Raw genomic sequence first — 19836 nt, 5'->3', positions numbered from 1 at the left:
CTAACACCATTCGATCCGGTCACAGTCCGACGGGATTGGAATAAGTTGTAGATACTCGGTTTGTATCGCTCCCCACCATGGCGCTCCCTGCGTTCATGGAACTTTCCCAATGCGTCACGCTGCTCCGCCCCACCACCGCCCGCTCGCCGTACTCATCGCGCTGGCATTGTGCACCTCGCTTTCGTTGCCCGCATATGCGGTCAACGCCGATGCAGAAGCTGTCGATTGCGACATCGATCCTGACCACAGCGTGTGTGAGTCGCAGGTCGAAGCATCATCCAGCACCACCCCGTGGCTGATTGGCGGCGTGGCGCTGGCAGCTGCGGCCGCAGCGGCGGCAGGTGGTGGAGGCGGCGGCGGTGGCAGTGACGGCGGCGGTGATGGAGGCGGCGTCCCGCCGGGCTCGGAAGGCGGCCAGTACGGGGGCAACCAGTTCCTGGCCGGACCGGGCAGCGAGATCAGCTGGGACCGCAACGTGGAAACCCGCGTCACCGGCGCGGCCCGCAACGAAGGCAGCCTGCGCATCAACGCCGGCACCCTCAGCGTGCGCAATAACGGCCACCTGCGCAACACCGGCACCCTGCGCATCGGCCAGGCGGCCAGCCTGGTGGTGGAGAACGATGGTGACCTGGACAACCATGGCACCCTCGAACTGCACGGCCAGCTCCAGCTGCGCCGCGATGGCAGCCTGGAAAACCACGGCAGCCTGCAGGCGCAGGGTACGACGATCCAGCTGGATGGCGAGTCCGACATCGAGAACCTCGGCGACATGCAGCTGCGCGACACCGTGGTCAGCATGGGCGGCGAGAGCGAATTCGACAACGGCGAACGCCGCCGCAACGCCACGCTCGGCGTCCAGGGCGGCGGCTTCGCGCTGACCGGCATGGCCGAGTTCGAGAACCACGGCACCGTCCACGCCGGCGGCACGCTCAACCAGGGTTCGCTGGTGCATGCGGTGACCACGCGCGTCGGCAACGAGCGCGACATCATCGAAGCCTTCGACAACCATGGCCTGATCACCCTGCAGGGCAACGCGCGCGTGCTGACCCTGCTGGCCGACAGCCATGCCAGTGCCGGCATCAACCGCGCCGGCGCGCAGATCATCAGCCACGCCCAGCGGCAATCGGCGATGCATGGCGAAGGCGCGCAGGCGACGCTGATCAACCAGGGCACGCTGACCGTAACCGGTGACGGTGCGGTGGCGATGGCCGGTGCGCGCGGCGCCACGCTGATCAACGACGGGGTGATCAACCTCGGCGTGGCCGGCGGCTACAACGGCCAGAACATGGTGGCCATGCACTCCGACGGCTCGGCCACGCTCAACAACCGCCGCGGCGGGGTGATCAACATCCATGCCGACAACTCGCACGCGTTCCAGATGGGCGCCAGCGGCGGCGGCCGCCTGATCAACAACGGCCAGGTCAATGTGTATGGCAATGGCAGCGGCGTGCATGCCGACCAGCCGACACAGGATGCCGATCGCCCCGCCCCCGACCTGGGCTGGGAGGCACCGCGCGGCGTGTCGGGCTACACGGTGGGTACCCATGCCGATGGCAGCGCCGGGCAGATGGTGCTGCATGAAGGCGGTGAGCTGGTCGACGTCCGTGTTGATACCGGGTTCACCCGCGGCACCGACGATTCGCAGATCCGCCTGGAGGACGTCTTCGTCGGCGCCGACGGCGGCGATGAGAACATCGCCAGCGCCACGGTGGTGTGGCAGGCGCAGGCCGAGCGCGACGCGGCCGGCAATGTCGACGTGGTGATGACCCGCAACGACTACCGCGATATCGCCGATGCCGACACCCAGAGCGTCGCCGCAGCGCTGGAGGCGGGCTACGCCAACAATGCGCTGTACCACAGCCTGGAAGTGGCTGACGCCGCTGAGTTCAACCACGCTCTGCAGCAGTTGTCCGGCAACGGCCTGGCGGCCGCCAGCATGCGCCTGGCCGCCAACGGCGACGCGTTCTGGTCGAGCCTGGCCCGCGCCAGGCCCGGCAACGGCACCCACATGGTCGCGTTCGGACCGGGCACGGCCACGGCGTCGGGCGTGCAGGGTACCGGCACCGGCGTGCAGGTCGCGATGGCGCTGGGTGGCGGTCGGCAGCTGCTGCTGCGCACCGGCCTGCTGGGCTCGGATTTCTCCACCGATGGCGGCCAGACGCGTTCGCAATCGCGGTTTGCCGGGGTGGGCATGGCCCAGGCGCTGGGCGCGTTCACCCTGCAGCACACGCTGGGCAACGAATGGCACCAGACCGATGGCCAGCGCCAGTTGCACTGGGGCAGCACGCGCATGAGCGCGCACAGCCAGCGCACGCTGTCGCGTACCCGCGTGGGCAGCACGCTGGGCATGGAACTGGCCGGCGGCGGGCTGCGCTGGCAGCCGCGCCTGGGGGCAATGGCGTATCACGCGCGCGAGGGTGCCTTCCATGAGTATGGTGCCGGCGCATTGGGATTGTCGGTCGGCGCAGGAACGCGCAGTGGTGTGCAGCTGGAGCTGGGCACCGCCTTCAGTGGGCGCCTCGGCCATGGGTGGACCCTGCGCGGTGATGCATCCGCATTCCGGTCGGTGGCGTATCGCGCCGACGCGCGCACGGCCACGCTCCACGGTGCAGGCGATCACGCGTTCACCGTTCCAGGGTTGGCGCCGTCCGGACTGGATTACCGGGTGATGCTGGGCGCCGACTATCGCTACCTGCGCGCCGACCTTGGCGGTGCGGTGATGGCGGAACGGCTGATGGGCGTTCGCGATATGCAGGCGCAGATGCAGGTACGCATGGCGTTCTGATGCGGCCTGCGGAAGGCGGGGCGGCAATACCGCCCCGCCTTTGTCATGGTTGCGCTGCGGTCGAGGCTGAAGCGGTCTGCCCGCCGAGGCTGCGCGACAGGAAGGCCAGCAGGCGGGTGTAGTACTCGCGCCGGTGTTGTGGGGTGTAGAAGCCGTGGCCTTCGCTCTTGTAGTACAGGCTTTCAACCGGCGTGCCGGCGCGGCGCAACGCGGCTTCCATTTTCTTCGTGTGCTGGATCGGGGCACGCTTGTCTTCGCCACCGGCGGCCAGGAACACCGGCACTTTCACCTGCGCGGCCAGGTTCACCGGCGAACGCTCCGCCAATGCTTCCGGTGCGCCGAGCCAGTCGCGCAGGTAGGTCATCCCGGAGCGATCGCTCTGGATGTCACCACGCTCGAACATCAGCGGCAGATCGTAGATGCCCACGTACCCGGCCGCGCACTGGTACAGCCCCGGCTCGCGCACGGTGCCCATCAACGCGGCGTAGGCCCCGTAGCTGGCACCGTAGATGCAGATGCGCTGCTCATCGGCAATGCCCTGCTCGATCGCCCAGCGCGTGGCATCGGTCACGTCGTCCTGCATGCGCAGGCCCCACTGGTTCCTGGCCGCTGCGGTGTGCGCGCGCCCGTAGTTGGACGAGCCGCGGAAGTTGATCTGCAGCACCGCATACCCGGCCGCCGCGAGCAGCTGGGTTTCATGCTCATAGCTGCCGTCGTCGAACACACCGATCGGCCCGCCGTGCGGTACCACCACCATCGGCAGCCGGCGCGCCTCCTTGCCATTGGGTACGGTCAGGAAGCCGTGCAGCGGCAGGCCATCGCGCGCCTTCAGTGCCACCGGTCGCACCTGTGCGCTCTGTGACGGGTCGATCCAGCTGCTGCGGCTGGCCAGCAGCCTGGCCTTCTTCTCCACCGTGTCGTAGCGGTAGAAGTCGCCCGGGTTGCTGCCCGACCAGGTCTGCGCCAGCACGATGCGTCCATCGCGGGTGCTGGAGGTGATGTACACCGGGCTGCGCAGTGCGGCCTGCAGGCTGCGATACAGCCGCGCGGTGCTGGAGGTGTCGTCGAAAAAGCGCGCCTTCGGCACGTCGCCGTAGTAGAGCGCGCCCACCGGAATGCGGGTGCCCGGCTGGTAGATCACCCGGCCCGGGTCCACCACGTCGTCGCGCAACAGGGTGCGGCGCTCGTTGGTCTGCGGATTCCAGCTGACGATGGCATCGGGGCCCTCGGACTGCTCGATCCACAGGTAGGCCAGGCTGCCGTCGGCGGAGAAGCCCAACGGCTTCTCGACACGCCGGCTGACTGCTTCGTCGTTGAGCAGCACCCAGTCGTCGCCGCGCTGCGCGCGGTAGTACAGCTTCTGCACGTTGTCCGAGCCCGAACCCAGTGCAAACCGCACTTCGCCGGTGTTGTCAGTGGCGAAGTACGCGCTCTGCACGGGCGAGCGCGCCACGACGATCCGCCGCCCGGTGACCGCGTCCATGCGTTCGATGCGGGTGTAGGGATTCTCGGCGAACGGCCACACGGCAATCAGCACGTTGCGCTCGTCGTCGGCGAGCTCGTCGGTCAGGAACGCCGACACCTGGCTGTCGTTGAGCCCACCGACCCGATAGCCGACCAGCAGCTCGCCGCTCCTTCCATCGGCGTTGATGCCGTACAGCTCGCCGGTCGGGCGAGGTTTGTCCAGGCGGCCCCACTTCTGCGCCAGTCCGATCACCAGGCGCTCGTTGCTGACCCAGTCGAAGCTGCCGGCGTGGTTGTCGCGCGGCGGACGGAACGAGCCGACCATCGCCATGTCGGACGTGCGCAGGATTGCGATGGCGGTCGCGTCCTGGAGCGGAACGCTGGCGGCAACATAGGTGCCGTCCGGCGAAATCTTGATGTTGGTGAACGCATCGTCGCGCAGGTAGCGCTCCAGGTCGACCGCGCCGGCCGTCGCCGACAGCAACGCACAGCCGGCGCCCAGCAGCGCGGCCATCAGTGTCTTGCGCATCCTTCCCCCTTGGTCCGGACCCCCTGTCCGGGTCGCCGATTCTAGACAGAACCGCGCGTGCGGCGCCATCCGCCCATGGCGCTCAGGGCGAGGCGGCGGCCGCCGCGCCCGCGGTCTTGCCACCCAGGCTGCGCGACAGGAACGCCAGCAGCTTGCCGTAATACTCGCGGCGATGCGGGTCGGTGTAGAAGCCATGGCCTTCGGTGGAGTAGTACAGCGATTCCACCGGCACCCCGGCCTTCTGCAGCGCCGCCTCCATGCGCTTGGTGTGCTGGATCGGGGCGCGCTCGTCTTCGCCGCCCGCCGCCAGGAACACCGGCACTTTGATGCGGTCGGCAAGGTTGACCGTCGAAACCGCGGCCACGTCGTTGGGGCTGCCCAGCCATTCCTTCAGGTAGGTGCTGCCGGAACCGCTGCGCTGGACATCGCCGGTGGTGTGCATCATCGGCAGGTCGTACACGCCGACGTAGCCGGCGGCGCAACGGTACATGCCCGGTTCGCGGGCCGCGCCCATCATCGCCGCGTAAGCGCCGTAGCTGGCGCCATAGATGCAGACCCGGGCGGGATCGGCGTGGCCCTGGCTGATCGCCCAGCGGGTCGCATCGGTCACGTCGTCCTGCATGGCGGCGCCCCACTGCTTGGCGCCGGCGTGCCGGTAGGCACGGCCGAAGTTGCCCGAACCACGGAAGTTGACCTGCAGCACTGCGTAGCCTGCCGCGGCCAGCATCTGAGCTTCGGAATCGTAGCTGCCGTCGTCGAACACGCCGAACGGGCCGCCATGCGGCATCACCACCATCGGCGGCTTCGCCCCTGCCGACGCGGCCGGCAGGGTGAGGTAGCCGTGCAGCTCCATGCCGTCGCGCGCCTTGAAGGCATACGGCTGCACCTTGGCGGCGGTGTCCGGGTCGATCCAGGCGCCGCGGCTGATCAGGTGGTCGGCCTTCTTGGCGACCGTGTCGAAGATGTAGAAGTCACCTGGATTGCTTCCCGACCAGGTTTCCACCAGCACACTGCGGCCATCGCGCGTGCTGGAGGCGATGAACACCGCATCACCGCCGAACGCGGCTTCCAGGCTGCGGTACAGGCGCGCGTCGGCCGAGGTTTCGTCGAAGAAGCGGGTGCGCGGCTTGTCGCCCAGGTAGAGCGCGCCGACCGGAACACGGGTGCCGGGGCGGTAGATCAGACGGTCCGGGTCCACGACGGGATCGCGCAGCAACGGGCTGCGGGTGCCGGTGACCGGGTCCCAGGTCACGATGGCATCGGGGCCGTTGGCCTGCTGCACCTGCAGGTAGGAGGTCTTGCCGTCTTCGGAGAAACCAAGCGCGGTTTCGATGCGGCCGGTATCGGCCTCATCGTTCACCAGCTTCCAGGTATCGCCGATGGCATCGCGGTAATAGAGCTTGTTGACGTTGTCGATACCGGCACCGTGGGCGAAGCGGATCTGCCCGCTCGGGTCGCTGGTGAAATCGGCGCGGCGTACCGGCGACCGGGCCACGGTCACACGGCGGCCGCTGGCGATATCCATGCGATCGACACGGGTGTAGGGATCTTCGGAGAACGGCCACACCGAGACCAGCACGTTGCGCTCGTCCTGCGGCATCGAATCGATCAGGAAGGCGGCGACCGCTTCGACCTTCTTCGGTTGGATGCGGGTGCCCGGACCGTTGCCTTCCACGCGATAGCCGACCAGCAGTTCGCCACGGCCGCCATTGGCGTTCATGGCGTACAGCTCACCGGTGAGCTGCGGCTGGTCGAGGCTGCCGAACTTTTCGGCCAGGCCGATCAGCACGCGCTCGTTGTTGACCCAGTAAAAACTGGTGGCGTGGTTGTTGCGCGGCGGCACGAACGAACCGGTGACCTTGCCGGTGGCGCGGCTGAGGATGGCCAGTGCGGTTCGGTCTTCCATCGGCACGGTGGCAGCGTAGTAGTCCCCGCCCGGCGACAGCTTGATGTCGGTAAACGTGTCGCGCTTGAGATAGCGCTCAAGATCCAGCTCCGCAGCGGAACCCTGCGCCACCGGCCCGCACAGCAGGGCCAAGACGGCCAGGGCCGCCCATTTCGAGTAGTTCATCCTTCCCCCTCCTGCCAGACACCTTGTCCGTGATCGGCGATTCTAGACAGATCGGCGCAGCACAGGCCAGTGGCGACCTTCTTGGACGCATCCGGGCCCGGAAAGAAAAATGGCACCGCGAACGGTGCCATTTGGACGTGCATTGACGGAGAGAGAGAGAGATCAATGCACGCCGCGGAACGCCAGGCTGAGGGCCAGGATGGACAGGATCACGGCGATGGTGCCGTCGAGGATCCGCCAGGTACGCGGTTTGGTGAACAACGGGGCCAGCAGGCGGGCACCGAGGCCCTGGGCGGTCAGCCACAGGCAGCTGGCGGTGACCACGCCGGCGGCGAACGCCATGCGGGCATTGCCGAAGTTTTCGGCAATGGAGCCGATCACCATCATGTCCAGCCAGAAGTGCGGGTTGATCAGCGAGAAACCGACCGCAGCGGTCAGCACGGCGCGGCGCGAGGTGTTGTCGCCGTCATCGACCTGCATGCCGCCGCCGCCGGCCAGCGCGCGCCGGGCCGACTGCCAGGCGTACCAGCTGAGGAACGCCACGCCGCCCCACAGCACCACGGTGGTCAGCCAGGGCAATGCCTGGGTCAGGGTGCGCAGGCCGGCCACGCTGGCGAAGATGAAGATGGCATCGATCGCCGCGCAGGTCGCCACGACCGGCACGATGTGCTTGCGCAGGATGCCCTGGCGCAGGATGAAGGCGCTCTGGGCCCCGACCACGGCGAACAGGCCGATGCCGGCTGCGGCACCACTGAGCCACGCGGCCAGACCGGGGCCGCCGGAAATGAAGGAGAACATGGGATACCACCTGTGTTGCTGGGGGGCGGTGCCTCGCCAAGGCGTACAGCACCGTGATGGCGCGTATTGTCGCGCCGCAACATGGAAAAGTAGAGCTAAACTTACTTAACCATCTTTAGCGGAACTTAAGACGATGCGCATCGACCATGCCCAGCTCCGCGCCCTGGCGGCGGTGATCCGCGAAGGCAGTTTCGACCGGGCGGCGCAGTCACTAAATGTCACCGCCTCGGCGGTGTCGCAGCGGGTAAAAGCGCTGGAAGACCGGGTCGGGCGGCTGCTGGTCAAGCGCTCTTCGCCGGCGGTGGCCACGCCGGAAGGCCAGGTGCTGGTGCAGCTGGCCGAGCAGACGGCGCTGCTGGAGCACGATGCGCTGCACCGGATGGGTATTGCCGATGAGGACCTGCCGCACGCCAGCATCCCGGTGGCGGTGAATCACGACAGCCTGGAAACCTGGTTCCCGGAGGCGGCGCTGAGTTTCGCGCGGCAGACCGGGACGACGCTGGACCTGCGCTCGGAGGACCAGGACCACACGGTGGCGCTGCTGCGCCAGGGCGCGGTGCTGGGCGCGGTGACCACGCTGGACGAGCCGGTACAGGGCTGCCAGATCCACGCGCTGGGCAGCATCCGCTACGCGGCCACGTGCACGCAGGCCTTCCACGACCGCTACTTTGCCAAGGGGGTGAACGCGCAGTCCCTCGCCCAGGCACCGGTGCTGGTGTTCAACCGCAAGGACGACATGCAGGCACGGTTCGCGCGGCGGCTGGCCGGCGACGACCTGCCGATGACGGCGCCGACCTGGTGGATTCCGTCAACGCGGGCGTTCGTGCAGGCCAACGTGGGCGGGCTGGGCTGGACGATGAACCCGCTGCCGCTGGTCAAGCGCCACCTGGATGCGGGGCGGCTGGTGCTGATGAAGCCGCGTGCGTGGGAAGACGTGCCGCTGTACTGGCAGCACTGGAAGGGCGACGTGCAGACGATGGCGCTGCTGACCAGGGCCGTGCTGGCGGCGTCGGCGACGCTGGTGCGCCGCAGGCGGTAGGTACCCACCGTTGGTGGGTACGCCTTCACGTGCCGACCAGCGGTCGGCACCTACCGTGGCCTCCAAGCATCCAGCGCGGGGCGTTCGATGGAATCGGATCCGGTCTATCTGCATATCCGGGTGGTGCTGAGCATCATCCTGGGGTTGAGCATCACCACGCTGGTGAAGGGCCTGGCCTCGATCATCGAGCATCCGGCCCGGCGCGGCGGGTGGTCCGGCATCCACCTGTGCTGGGTGCTGTGGATGCTGGTGTCGGTGGTTACCTTCTGGTGGTGGGAGTTCCGTCTGGGCGAAGTGCGCCAGTGGACCTTCGGCCTGTACCTGTTCGTGATCGGCTACTGCGCCAGCTGGTACATGCTGTGCGTGCTGCTGTTCCCCGATGACCTGCGCGAGTACGGCAGCTACGAGCAGTACCTGCTGCAGCGGCGCGGCGGCTTCTTCGGCATGCTCGCCCTGGTGACCGTGCTCGACCTGGGCGACACGGCGATCAAGGGTCACAGCCGCTGGCAGATGCTCGGCGAGGCGTACCCGGTGCATACCGGGATCATGCTGGTGATTGCCGGGGTGGGCATCGCAAGCCGTTCGCGACGGGTCCACCTGGGTCTGGCCGTGCTGGCGCTTGTTTACCAGTGCGGGTATTTCCTCGCTGAATATTTCACCTTGGGGTCCGATTGATCCTTGCGATGCTGCGTTGCACCAAATCCGTACCGGTTCGGGCTAAAATTGGGCCCTGGATGCGCCAAGAGCTTGTTTCTTCACGCTTCTTCCACGAAGCGCCGTCATCCTGCCCTCATCTCCCCACATGAGATATCCATGAAAAAGTTAGCGAAGGTCGTCCTCGGCCTGTTCGTGCTGTTGCTGATCGCAGCGGCGGTATTCCTGTACTGGCCCCTCCACCAGCGTTCGGTTCCGGCCGCCGGCAACGACAAGCCGGTCGACGTCGTGCTGGTCGGCGGCGGCATCATGAGCATCACCCTGGCCACCTTCCTGCAGGAACTGCAGCCAGACTGGAACATCCAGGTGTTCGAACGCCTCGACGGCGTGGCCCTGGAAAGCTCCGATGGCTGGAACAACGCCGGCACCGGGCATTCGGCCTTCGCCGAACTGAACTACACCCCGGAACTGCCCGATGGCAGCATCGAGACCAAGCGCGCGGTCGGCATCGCCGAGCAGTTCGAGATCTCCCGCCAGTTCTGGTCGCACCAGGTCAAGGAAGGCCGGCTCAGCCAGCCGTCCGACTTCATCAACCCCACCCCGCACATGAGCTTCGTGTGGGGCGATGACAACATCGCCTACCTGCACAAGCGCCAGCAGGCGCTGGTCAGGAACCCGCTGTTCTACGGCATGCAGTACTCCGAAGACCCGGCGCAGATCAAGGCCTGGGCCCCGCTGCTGATGGAAGGCCGCGACCCGAAACAGAAGGTCGCCGCCACCTGGATGCCGCTGGGCACCGACGTCAACTTCGGCGTGATCACCCGCCAGCTCACCGCCGGCCTGCAGCGCAACCCGAACTTCAGCCTGCACCTGGAACATGAAGTCCGCGCCCTGCGCCAGAACGACGACAAGACCTGGAACGTCACGGTCAAGGACCTCAACGCCGGCACCGAGTCCGCCCTCAAGTCGCGCTTCGTGTTCATCGGCGCCGGCGGCGCCGCGCTCAAGCTGCTGCAGCTCTCCAACATCCCCGAAGCCAAGAACTACGCCGGCTTCCCGGTCGGCGGCCAGTTCCTGGCCTTCAAGTCCCCGGCCATCGCCGGCCGCCACGGCGTCAAGGCCTACGGCATGGCCGAGACCGGCTCGCCGCCGATGTCCGTGCCGCACCTGGATTCGCGCAAGCTCGATGGCAAGCCGGTGGTCCTGTTCGGCCCGTTCGCCCTGTACAGCACCAAGTTCCTCAAGCACGGCTCCTGGTTCGACCTTTACTCCTCGGTCAACCACAACAACGTGGCCGGCATGCTCGACGTCGGCGCGGAGAACCTGGACCTGGTGAAGTACCTGATGGGCCAGGCCCGCCTCAACGACGACGACCGCCAGGCCGAACTGGTCAAGTACTTCCCCAACGCCAAGCGCGAGGACTGGGAACTGGTCACCGCCGGCCAGCGCGTGCAGATCATCAAGCACGACCCGGAAAAGGGCGCCGTCCTGCAGTTCGGCACCGAAATCGTGACCGACAAGGACCACACCCTGGCCGCCCTGCTCGGCGCCTCCCCGGGGGCCTCGACCTCCCCGCCGATCATGCTGGACCTGCTCAAGAAGGCCTTCCCCGAGCAGATGGCCGCCGGCTGGGAAGCCCGCCTGGCCCAGATCGTGCCGTCCTACGGGCGCAAGCTCAACGACAGCCCGGCCCTGACCAACGAGATCCGCCGCCAGACCAGCGACACCCTGCGCCTGCCGTACCTGGACGTGCCGGTGGAGACGAGCCCGGCAGTGATGATGACCCCGCCGCCCGCGGCGCCGGTGGCGCCGGCGAAAGAAAAGCGGAATGCGAACGAGGAGCTGCAGGCCCTGTAGGTCCGCAGCGGAAAGCAGCGGGGCAGAGCCCCGCTATACAAAAACCGGCTTCGGCCGGTTTTTTTTTGCTGTTCCGACCGCCCCAAGCCATTCGTCAGGGGTGCGGGGCGGCAGGGGGTAGCGGGACCTTGAGCAGCATGGATGCTGCGATGAGCCCCATGGAAGGGTTTACGCGCGTCCCGCTGCCCCCTGCCGCCCCGCACCCCAACACGTAGAAAGGAGACGCCCGCGCTTTCGGCTCGTTAAATTATTGTAATTAGAATGCGAACGATTTACATTTGCGTCCCGTTGTGCACCCACCTGCCTCTGCTGAGACCCCCGCATGTCCTTCCGTTCCCACCCCTCTGCTTCCGTCCGCCGTGCCCCGCTGGGCCTGGCCCTGCTGTCCGTGCTGTCGCTGGCCTCGCCCTTGGCCCTGGCTGACACCGTCGATGCCGGCAGCAGTGCCGCCGATGCCAAGACCCTGGACCAGGTGAACGTCGTCGGCTCCCAGCGCGCGCCGTCCAGCACCACCCGCCTGCCCATCACCCTGCAGGAAACCCCGCAGTCCACCAGCGTCCTTGCCCTCGACCGCATCCAGAACGAATCGCTGTTCTCGATCAACGACGTCATGCGCAACATCACCGGCGTCAACGTCTCCTTCTACGACACCCAGCGCCCCCTGTACTACGCGCGCGGCTTCACCATCACCGACTTCCAGGTCGACAGCCTGCCCACCTACAGCGGCTCCACCAACCAGGAATACGACACCGCCTTCTACGACCGCATCGAAGTCATCCGCGGCGCCAACGGCCTGCTCAGCGGCGCCGGCATTCCCTCGGCCACCGTCAACCTGCTGCGCAAGCGTCCCGGCAAGGAGTTCGACGCCTCCTTCGCCATCAGCGCCGGCAGCTGGGACTTCCGCCGCATGGAAGCCGACGTCAACGCCCCGCTCACCCGCGATGGCCGCTTCCGCAGCCGCGTCGTTGCCGCCTATACCGATCGCGAGCTGTATTACGACCGCTACAAAGAAGACAAGATGGCCGGCATGGCCGTGCTGGAAGGCGACCTGACCGATTCCACCACCGTCACCGTCGGCTACCAGCGCCAGGACAACAACCCGGTCGGCTCCACCTGGGGCACCGTGCCCTTCTTCAACAGCGACGGCACCTTCGCCCACCTCCCCCGCGAAACCAACATGGCCCCCAAGTGGAGCTACTGGCAGCGCGAAACCAGCACCGCCTTCGCCAACCTCGAACAGCGCTTCGGTGAAAACTGGCTGCTCAAGCTCAACACCGCCTACACCCGCGGCAACGTCCAGAACGTGCGCGTCTACGGCAGCGGCTACCCCGATCCCGTGAGCGGTGCCGGCACTTACCTGCTGGCCGGTGCCGGCGATGCCGAAGACACCCGCAAGGGCGCCGACCTGTTCCTGTCCGGCACCTTCCCCGCCTTCGGCCGCGAACACGATGTCGTCGTCGGTGGCAGCTGGTCCGACCTCGAAGCCACCACCTGGACCCTTACCTCGGTGGCCAACTGGCGCTACAACATCCCCGACATCCGCAACTGGAACGGCGACATTCCCGAGCTGACCGCCAGCCGCACCGGCGCCCGCCGCATCGCCCGCACCCGGCAGAGCGGCGTGTACGCCTCCACCCGCCTGCGCCTGGCCGATCCGCTGTCGCTGATCGCCGGCGCGCGCCTCAGCCGCTGGGAAACCCTGACCCGCGCCTACAACGCCGCCGGCACCTACACCGGCACCAGCGGCCAGTACAAAGTCACCGACGAAGTCACTCCCTACGTCGGCCTGGTCTACGACATCGTGCCCGACTTCTCGGTGTACGCCAGCTACACCGAAATCTTCAACCCGCAGAACTACAAGGACCGCAACGAGAACCTGCTAGCCCCGGTGGAAGGCTCCAACCTGGAAGCCGGCATCAAGTCGCAGTGGTTCGACGGCCGGCTGACCGCCAACGCCGCCATCTTCGAAGCCAAGCAGGACAACTACGCCGTGCGCGACATGAGCCTGCCGGACGGCTCACTCAGCGATGGCACCTCGGCCTACATCGGCGTCAACGGCACCAAGTCGCGCGGCTGGGAAATGGACATCAACGGCGAGATCCGCCCGGGCTGGACCGTCAATGCCGGCTACACCCACGTCAAGGTGACCCGCGCCAGCACCGACCTGATCTACGCCAACCTGCCCGAGGATTTCCTGCAGCTCAACACCAGCGTGCGCCTGCCCGGCGTGCTGGACCGCCTGACCGTGGGCGGCGGCTTCTCCTGGCAGAGCGAAGTGGAGGGCTACAACATCCCCTACCCGCTGGGCGGCACCCGCACCGTGCGCCAGCCGGCCTACATGCTGGTCAACCTGCACGCCAACTACCAGATCAGCGACAGCTGGACCGCCACCCTGAGCGTGCGCAACGCGCTGGACAAGACCTACTGGGCCAACCTGGACTACAACAACTACGGCGAACCGCGCTTCATTTCCGCGAGCCTGCGCTGGAAATACTGAATCCGCCTCGCGGCTGGAACCTGAATAGGCCCGCCTCCTGGCGGGCCTTTCTTTTGCTGCGCTGCGGGTTGCACCACCGTCCGTAATTATGGCGTAATTACCAAAACGCCATTCGGATGCCCGTCGATGAACCCCAGTTGGGACACCTTGGAGCGTGGCCGCCAGGCCCGGCTTGAACGCGCCGCCCCCTGGGCGCGCGGCCGCAACGTCGCCGCCAACGATGCCATCGCCCTGCTGCACGCCCTGCTGGAGCCGGGCGACAAGGTCTGCCTGGAGGGCAACAACCAGAAACAGGCCGATTTCCTCGCCCAGTGCCTGGCCGACCTGGACCCGGCCCGGGTCCATGACCTGCACATGGTGCAGTCGGTGCTGTCACTGCCCTCGCACCTGGATGTGTTCGAACGCGGCATCGCCTCCAGGCTCGACTTCTCCTTCTCCGGCCCGCAGTCGGTGCGGCTGGCCAACCTTGTCGCCGAAGGGCGCATCCAGATCGGTGCGATCCATACCTACCTGGAACTGTTCGGCCGCTACTTCATCGACCTCACCCCGCGCGTCGCACTCGTTGCCGCCCAGGCCGCCGACCGCCACGGCAACCTCTACACCGGCCCCAACACCGAAGACACCCCGGTGATCGTCGAGGCCACCGCGTTCGGCGGTGGCATCGTCATCGCCCAGGTCAACGAGATCGTCGACACCCTGCCCCGCGTGGACATCCCCGCCGACTGGGTCAACTTCGTGGTGCAGGCGCCACGCCCGAACCACATCGAACCGCTGTTCACCCGCGACCCGGCGCAGATCTCGGAAATCCAGGTACTGATGGCGATGATGGCCATCAAGGGCATCTACGCCGAATACGGGGTCAACCGGCTCAACCACGGCATCGGGTTCGATACCGCCGCCATTGAACTGCTGCTGCCCACCTACGCCGAATCGCTCGGGCTGAAGGGAAAAATCTGCCAGCACTGGGCGCTCAACCCGCACCCGGCGTTGATCCCGGCGATCGAATCGGGCTTCGTCAAATCCGTGCACTCGTTCGGCTCCGAACTGGGCATGGAGAAGTACATCGCCGCGCGCGGGGATGTGTTCTTCACCGGCGCCGACGGCTCGATGCGCTCCAACCGCGCGTTCTCGCAGACCGCCGGGCTGTATGCCTGTGACATGTTCATCGGTTCCACCCTGCAGATCGACCTGCAGGGCAACAGCTCCACCGCCACCCGCGACCGCATCGCCGGCTTCGGCGGCGCGCCCAACATGGGCTCGGACGCACGCGGCCGCCGCCATGCCAGCGACGCCTGGTTGAAGGCTGGCCAGCAGGCCGCGCGCCCCGGTGAAATGCCACGTGGGCGAAAACTGGTGGTGCAGATGGTGGAAACCTTCCGCGAGCACATGGCGCCGGCGTTCGTTGATCGGCTGGATGCGTGGGAACTGGCCGAACGTGCGGCCATGCCGCTGCCGCCGGTGATGATCTATGGCGACGACGTCAGCCATGTGCTTACCGAAGAGGGCATCGCCAACCTGCTGCTGTGCCGCACCCCGGAGGAACGCGAACAGGCGATCCGCGGCGTGGCCGGCTACACCGCCGTGGGCCTGGGCCGCGACCGCGCGATGGTCGAGAACCTGCGCGACCGTGGCGTGATCCAGCGCCCGGCCGACCTGGGCATCCACGTGCGCGATGCCAGCCGCGACCTGCTGGCCGCGCGTTCGGTGAAAGACCTCGTGCGCTGGTCCGGCGGCCTGTACGACCCGCCCAAGCGCTTCCGCAACTGGTAAGGGAACCTGCCATGGAAACCCTCGACTACTGTTTCACCGGCACCCAGCCCGTGCACTTCCCCACCGATGCGGTGCTGGTCGGCGTGCTGGCCTCGGGCAACCTGGAAATCCTGCTGGAGCCTGCCGCGCTGGACGGCGCGATGGCGGTGCGCATCATCACCGCCGCGCGCGGTTTCGGCACGATCTGGGAAGCGGTGATCACCGATTTCGCCCGCCGCCACCCGCTGCGCGATGTGCAGGTGTCGATCAACGACGCCGGCGCCACCCCCGCCGTGGTCAGCCTGCGGCTGGACCAGGCGGTGGAAACCCTGCACGCCGGAGACAGCGCATGAGCCTGGCCCACCGCCACAGCTATTACGAAGCCGACGCGCGCGAGCGCATCGCCGGCGTGCTGGATACCGGCTCGTTCAAGGAACTGCTCGGGCCTGCACAGCGCGCGATCAGTCCGCACCTGGCCCAGCTGGACCAGCCCGCCGCGTTCGACGACGGCATCGTGGTGGGCGAAGGCCAGCTGCGCGGCAGGCGCGTGCTGGTGGCCGCACAGCAGGGCCAGTTCATGGGGGGCGGCGTGGGAGAAGTGCACGGCGCCAAGCTCACCGGCCTGCTGCAACGCGCCGGGCAGACCCGCCCCGAAGGCGTGCTGCTGCTGCTCGATACCGGCGGCGTGCGCCTGCACGAGGCCAACGCCGGGCTGATCGCCATTTCCGAAATCATGCGCGCGGTGCTCGCAACGCGTGCCGCCGGGGTACCGGTGTTGGCGCTGATCGGCAGCGGCAACGGCGCGTTCGGGGGCATGGGCATCGTGGCCCGCTGCTGCACCACGGTGATCATGTCCGAGGAAGGCCGGCTGTCGCTGTCCGGCCCGGAGGTGATCGAAACAGTGCGCGGCGTGGAAGAGTTCGATGCGCGCGACCGCGCACTGGTCTGGCGGGTTACCGGCGGCAAGCACCGCTACCTGATCGACCAGGCCCAGGTGCTGGTGCCCGATGCGATCGAGGCGTTCGCGCAGGCGGCATTCGATGCCCTGCAGCCGGATGCCGCCAGCACCGGCACCGATACCGCCCTTGCCGCGCTGCAGGCCCGCCACGCCGCCCTCAAGGCGCGCGCGCAGGCTTGGGGCGATTGCCGCGATGGCGTGGAGATCTGGGCACGGCTCGGCATCGACGATCCGCAACGGCTGCCGTTGCTGGATACCGATGACTTCCTGGCCGCCACCGCTGACCGGAGCCTGCCATGACCGCGCCACTGAACACCCTGCTCGACGCGCTGTTTCCGCGCGGGCACACCATCGCCGTCGCCGATTCGGTACTGACCGGGACCGCCACCACCGACGACGGCGGGGTGACCGTGATCGGCACCACCGACAAGATCGAAGTGGGCGTGGATCACGCGCTGGTGCTGGCCGAAACGGTATTGGCGAGCACCGCTGCGTTCCCGCAGCGCCCGATCGTGATGCTGGTCGATACCGCCGGCCAACGACTGGCGCGCCGCGATGAACTGCTGGGCATCAATGGCTACTTCGCGCACCTGGCGCAGACGTTGGACCTGGCCCGGCGCCGCGGCGCGCGCCTGGTCACGCTGGTGTACGGCGAATCGGTCAGCGGTGGCTTCCTGTCGTTCGGGCTGATGGCTGACCACATCCACGCCCTGCCCGATGCGCAGGTGCGGGTGATGGACCTGCGCGCGATGGCACGGGTGACCAAGCAGCCGCTGGAGAAACTGCAGGCGCTGAGCCAGAGCTCGCCGGTGTTCGCGCCGGGCGTTGAGAACTACGTTGCGATGGGCGCAGTGCAGTCGGTATGGCACGGCGATCTGGCGCAGGCTTTGCTGGACGCGCTGCGCACGCCGGCAGAAGGTGACCGCCGCGCGCAACGCGGTGCCGAGCGTGGTGGCCGTACCCTGGCCGCGCGCGTGGCTGCACAGGTGGCCGCTGGCGATGCCTGACCGGCCTGCCCGCCACACGCTGGTCTGGCTGTCGGCGCACGCCGATTGGCGGGCTGACGTGGCCGCGCATGACGCGCGCCTGGCGGCGTGGTTTGCCCAGGGCTGGCCCGCCGTGGCGGCGCGCCGCGCTGCCGATGATCCCGATCCCCGCGTGCGCCTCGGCATTCCCCTCCCCCCCGCCGAGGGCAAGCAGCGATTGGGTCTGCGGGTGCCGCTGGGCGACATCGTGCGCCAGCAGCCGCCGCTGGAACTGGCCGGGGTGCGGGTGCACGCGCGCACGCCGGAGGACTGGCGCGGACCGCTGCAGGCGCTTGATCGGCTGGCGCCGGCCCGGGTGTTCGGGGCGTTTGCCTGGCAGGCGTTGACCGGGTTGGCGTACGTGCATGCGCGGTCGGATATCGACCTGCTGTGGGACGTCGAAACCGCGCAGGATGCCGACGCGCTGGTCGCTGCCCTGCAGGCATGGGAGCTGCGCTTTGGCCGGCGCGTGGATGGTGAGCTGTGCCTGCCCGATGGTGGGGCGGTGAACTGGCGCGAGTTTGGTGGTGAGTCGCGGCAGGTGCTGGTGAAGCGGGTGGATGGGGCCGCGTTGGAGTTGCGGTCGAATCTGTTTGGGGTTGCTGGGTTGCCACGCAGGGCGTGGCACTACGGTATCGCCCGATGAACGCCGTTGCGAACGTTCTGCGGCCTTGCGTCGATTCGGCGCGGTTGGGGCGGCTGGCGGTGGGCGCGCTGCATGCGGAGCTGGCATTGGCGCCGAAGCCTGGGCTGGTGACGCCGTTCGATCCGGGCAGCCATGACGACATGGATGCCGGCACCTTCCTGCGCAGCCTGTTTGCGTTGCGCCATTACTTCCGCGATATGGCGCTGGCCGGCGCGGAGGATGCACCGTTCTCCGCGTTGCGCACGCTGGGTATTCAAGCCGAAGCGGCGATGTTGCGCGCCACCGGCGGAATCAATACGCACCGGGGTGCGGTCTTCAGTATTGGATTGCTGGTGGCGGCCGCTGCGCGTTGCCGCAGCATGCGGCAGCCGGTGTCGGGCGAGCAGGTCTGCCTCGGCGTCCAGCACTGGTCGCCTGGGCTGCTGGCCGCGCCGCTGGATCCGGACAGCCCGGGACAGCGTGTGCGCGCCCGGCACCGCATTGCCGGTGTGCGCGAACAGGCAGCCGCGGGGTATCCCATGCTGCGCACGTTGGCGCTGCCGACCCTGCGCGATGCGCTGGCGGCAGGTCTTCCGCGCGAGGCCGCGCTGTGCCACACGCTGATGGCACTGGTCGCCGAACTGGACGACATCAACCTGCTGCACCGGGGCGGCGACGAGGGCCTGCACTGGGCCCGCGCCCAGGCGGCCGCGTTCATGGCCGATGGCGGTGCCTTCGCCGCCGGTTGGCGCGCGCGCCTGCAGCAGTTGGGCGAGGCGTTCGTGGCGCGCCGGCTCAGCCCGGGGGGCAGTGCCGACCTGCTGGCCTGCAGCGTTTTCCTGCTGCAGCAGGAGGCGGTATGAGCCTTGCACTGCTCTGCCCCGGCCAAGGCGCGCAGCACCCGGCGATGTTCGACCGGGTGCGCGACAACGCGGCGGCGCGTGATGTGCTTGACGGGGTGGGTGCGGTGCTGGGCCAGGACGTGTTCGCTGCGGCAGGCGCGGAGGCGCGCTTCGAGAACGCGCTGGCGCAGCCGCTGCTGTGCGCGGCAAGCCTGGCGCACTGGCAGGCGCTTCGCACTGAACTGCCGGTGCCGGGCATGGTGGCGGGTTACAGCATCGGTGAGCTGGCGGCACATGCCGTAGCCGGCACTCTCGACACACCGTCCTGCCTGGCCTTGGCGGCGCAGCGTGCGCGGTACATGGATGCCGCCAGCCCTGCCGGCGCAGGGATGCAGGCGTTGCTGGGACTGGATCGCACGCGGGTGCAGTCGCTGTGCGCGCTGCATGGCGCCTATATCGCCATCGTCAATGGACGTGATCATTTCATCGTGGGCGGTGGACTGGAGGGCCTGGAAGCGCTGGCCGGGGACGCGCGTGCGGCCGGTGCGGATATCCGTCCGTTGCCGGTGCACGTGCCTTCGCACACGCCGTTGCTGCAGGCGGCAGTTCCCCGCTTTGCCGCTGCGCTGGAGGCGGTCGCGTGGCAGCAACCGGGCCTGCCGGTGCTGGCCGGCATCGATGCGCGCGTGGTGCGCGACCACGCCGGCAAGGTGCACACGTTGTCGGCGCAGCTGGCGCAGACGATCGAATGGGCGCAGGTGATGCGCCAGCTGTTCGAGCGCGGTGCGCGGGTGTTCCTGCAACTGGGCCCGGGCACCGCGCTGGCGCGCATGGTGGCCAGCGCTTATCCGTGCTGCGAGGTCCGCGCGGTCGAAGAATTCCAGCACCTGGATGGTGCGGTGGACTGGGTGCAACGCGCACTCGTTCGCCTGCAATGAGCGGT

At 67.9% G+C, this 19836-nt stretch carries 15 protein-coding genes; 12 read left to right on the top strand and 3 right to left on the bottom strand.

Annotated elements, in window-relative coordinates; genetic code table 11:
• Positions 1–109 precede the first annotated feature (109 nt).
• The gene (locus V9K91_RS11860; RefSeq protein WP_095363416.1) at positions 110–2785 is read left to right on the top strand and encodes an autotransporter outer membrane beta-barrel domain-containing protein; all 2676 of its coding nucleotides are present in this window, start codon (positions 110–112) and stop codon (positions 2783–2785) included.
• Between the two features lie 43 nt (positions 2786–2828).
• On the opposite strand, the gene V9K91_RS11855 is transcribed toward V9K91_RS11860, so the two are convergent.
• The 3 genes from V9K91_RS11855 to V9K91_RS11845 all read right to left on the bottom strand — a co-directional run bounded on the left by V9K91_RS11855 (position 2829) and on the right by V9K91_RS11845 (position 7647).
• Entirely contained in the window at positions 2829–4778 is a 1950-nt protein-coding gene (locus V9K91_RS11855) for a S9 family peptidase (RefSeq protein ID WP_095363417.1), read from the bottom strand.
• 82 nt (positions 4779–4860) lie between these two features.
• Complete coding sequence (locus V9K91_RS11850; RefSeq protein WP_336442841.1) at positions 4861–6849, bottom strand: prolyl oligopeptidase family serine peptidase; 1989 nt, start codon at positions 6847–6849, stop codon at positions 4861–4863.
• Between the two features lie 162 nt (positions 6850–7011).
• Positions 7012–7647, bottom strand: a complete 636-nt coding sequence (locus V9K91_RS11845) for a LysE family transporter (RefSeq protein ID WP_068850096.1) — start codon at positions 7645–7647, stop codon at positions 7012–7014.
• A gap of 133 nt (positions 7648–7780) precedes the next feature.
• Here V9K91_RS11845 and V9K91_RS11840 point away from each other — a divergent pair, with 133 nt between their 5' ends.
• The 11 genes from V9K91_RS11840 to mdcH all read left to right on the top strand — a co-directional run bounded on the left by V9K91_RS11840 (position 7781) and on the right by mdcH (position 19831).
• Positions 7781–8686: a LysR family transcriptional regulator ArgP gene (locus V9K91_RS11840; RefSeq protein WP_068850092.1), complete on the top strand. Its 906-nt coding sequence runs from the start codon at positions 7781–7783 to the stop codon at positions 8684–8686.
• A gap of 87 nt (positions 8687–8773) precedes the next feature.
• Positions 8774–9361 (top strand): hypothetical protein, encoded by a 588-nt coding sequence (locus tag V9K91_RS11835; protein WP_095363420.1) that lies wholly within the window; start codon positions 8774–8776, stop codon positions 9359–9361.
• Between the two features lie 138 nt (positions 9362–9499).
• Entirely contained in the window at positions 9500–11197 is a 1698-nt protein-coding gene (gene mqo, locus V9K91_RS11830) for a malate dehydrogenase (quinone) (protein ID WP_336442842.1), read from the top strand.
• A gap of 322 nt (positions 11198–11519) precedes the next feature.
• Positions 11520–13694: a TonB-dependent siderophore receptor gene (locus tag V9K91_RS11825; protein WP_095363422.1), complete on the top strand. Its 2175-nt coding sequence runs from the start codon at positions 11520–11522 to the stop codon at positions 13692–13694.
• A gap of 126 nt (positions 13695–13820) precedes the next feature.
• On the top strand, positions 13821–15464 hold the full coding sequence (gene mdcA / locus V9K91_RS11820; RefSeq protein WP_336442843.1) for a malonate decarboxylase subunit alpha: 1644 nt from the start codon (positions 13821–13823) through the stop codon (positions 15462–15464).
• Between the two features lie 11 nt (positions 15465–15475).
• Positions 15476–15796, top strand: coding sequence for a malonate decarboxylase acyl carrier protein (gene mdcC, locus V9K91_RS11815; protein ID WP_210131669.1), 321 nt, complete (start codon positions 15476–15478; stop codon positions 15794–15796).
• Complete coding sequence (locus V9K91_RS11810; RefSeq protein ID WP_210131671.1) at positions 15793–16701, top strand: biotin-independent malonate decarboxylase subunit beta; 909 nt, start codon at positions 15793–15795, stop codon at positions 16699–16701. Before mdcC ends, V9K91_RS11810 begins: the two co-directional genes overlap by 4 nt.
• The gene (gene mdcE, locus V9K91_RS11805; protein WP_093533227.1) at positions 16698–17408 is read left to right on the top strand and encodes a biotin-independent malonate decarboxylase subunit gamma; all 711 of its coding nucleotides are present in this window, start codon (positions 16698–16700) and stop codon (positions 17406–17408) included. Before V9K91_RS11810 ends, mdcE begins: the two co-directional genes overlap by 4 nt.
• Positions 17401–18072: a malonate decarboxylase holo-[acyl-carrier-protein] synthase gene (gene mdcG, locus V9K91_RS11800; RefSeq protein WP_336442844.1), complete on the top strand. Its 672-nt coding sequence runs from the start codon at positions 17401–17403 to the stop codon at positions 18070–18072. Before mdcE ends, mdcG begins: the two co-directional genes overlap by 8 nt.
• Positions 18069–18914: a triphosphoribosyl-dephospho-CoA synthase MdcB gene (gene mdcB / locus V9K91_RS11795; RefSeq protein WP_336442845.1), complete on the top strand. Its 846-nt coding sequence runs from the start codon at positions 18069–18071 to the stop codon at positions 18912–18914. The genes mdcG and mdcB overlap by 4 nt, the downstream gene beginning before the upstream one ends.
• The gene (gene mdcH / locus V9K91_RS11790; RefSeq protein WP_336442846.1) at positions 18911–19831 is read left to right on the top strand and encodes a malonate decarboxylase subunit epsilon; all 921 of its coding nucleotides are present in this window, start codon (positions 18911–18913) and stop codon (positions 19829–19831) included. Before mdcB ends, mdcH begins: the two co-directional genes overlap by 4 nt.
• Positions 19832–19836 lie beyond the last annotated feature (5 nt).

It is taken from the genome of Stenotrophomonas sp. CCNWLW57 (assembly GCF_037203925.1).
Taxonomy (GTDB): Bacteria; Pseudomonadota; Gammaproteobacteria; order Xanthomonadales; family Xanthomonadaceae; genus Stenotrophomonas; species Stenotrophomonas rhizophila_A.
The sequence above is the reverse complement of the archived record's forward strand: the minus strand, read 5'-3'. Positions and strand labels throughout refer to the sequence as shown.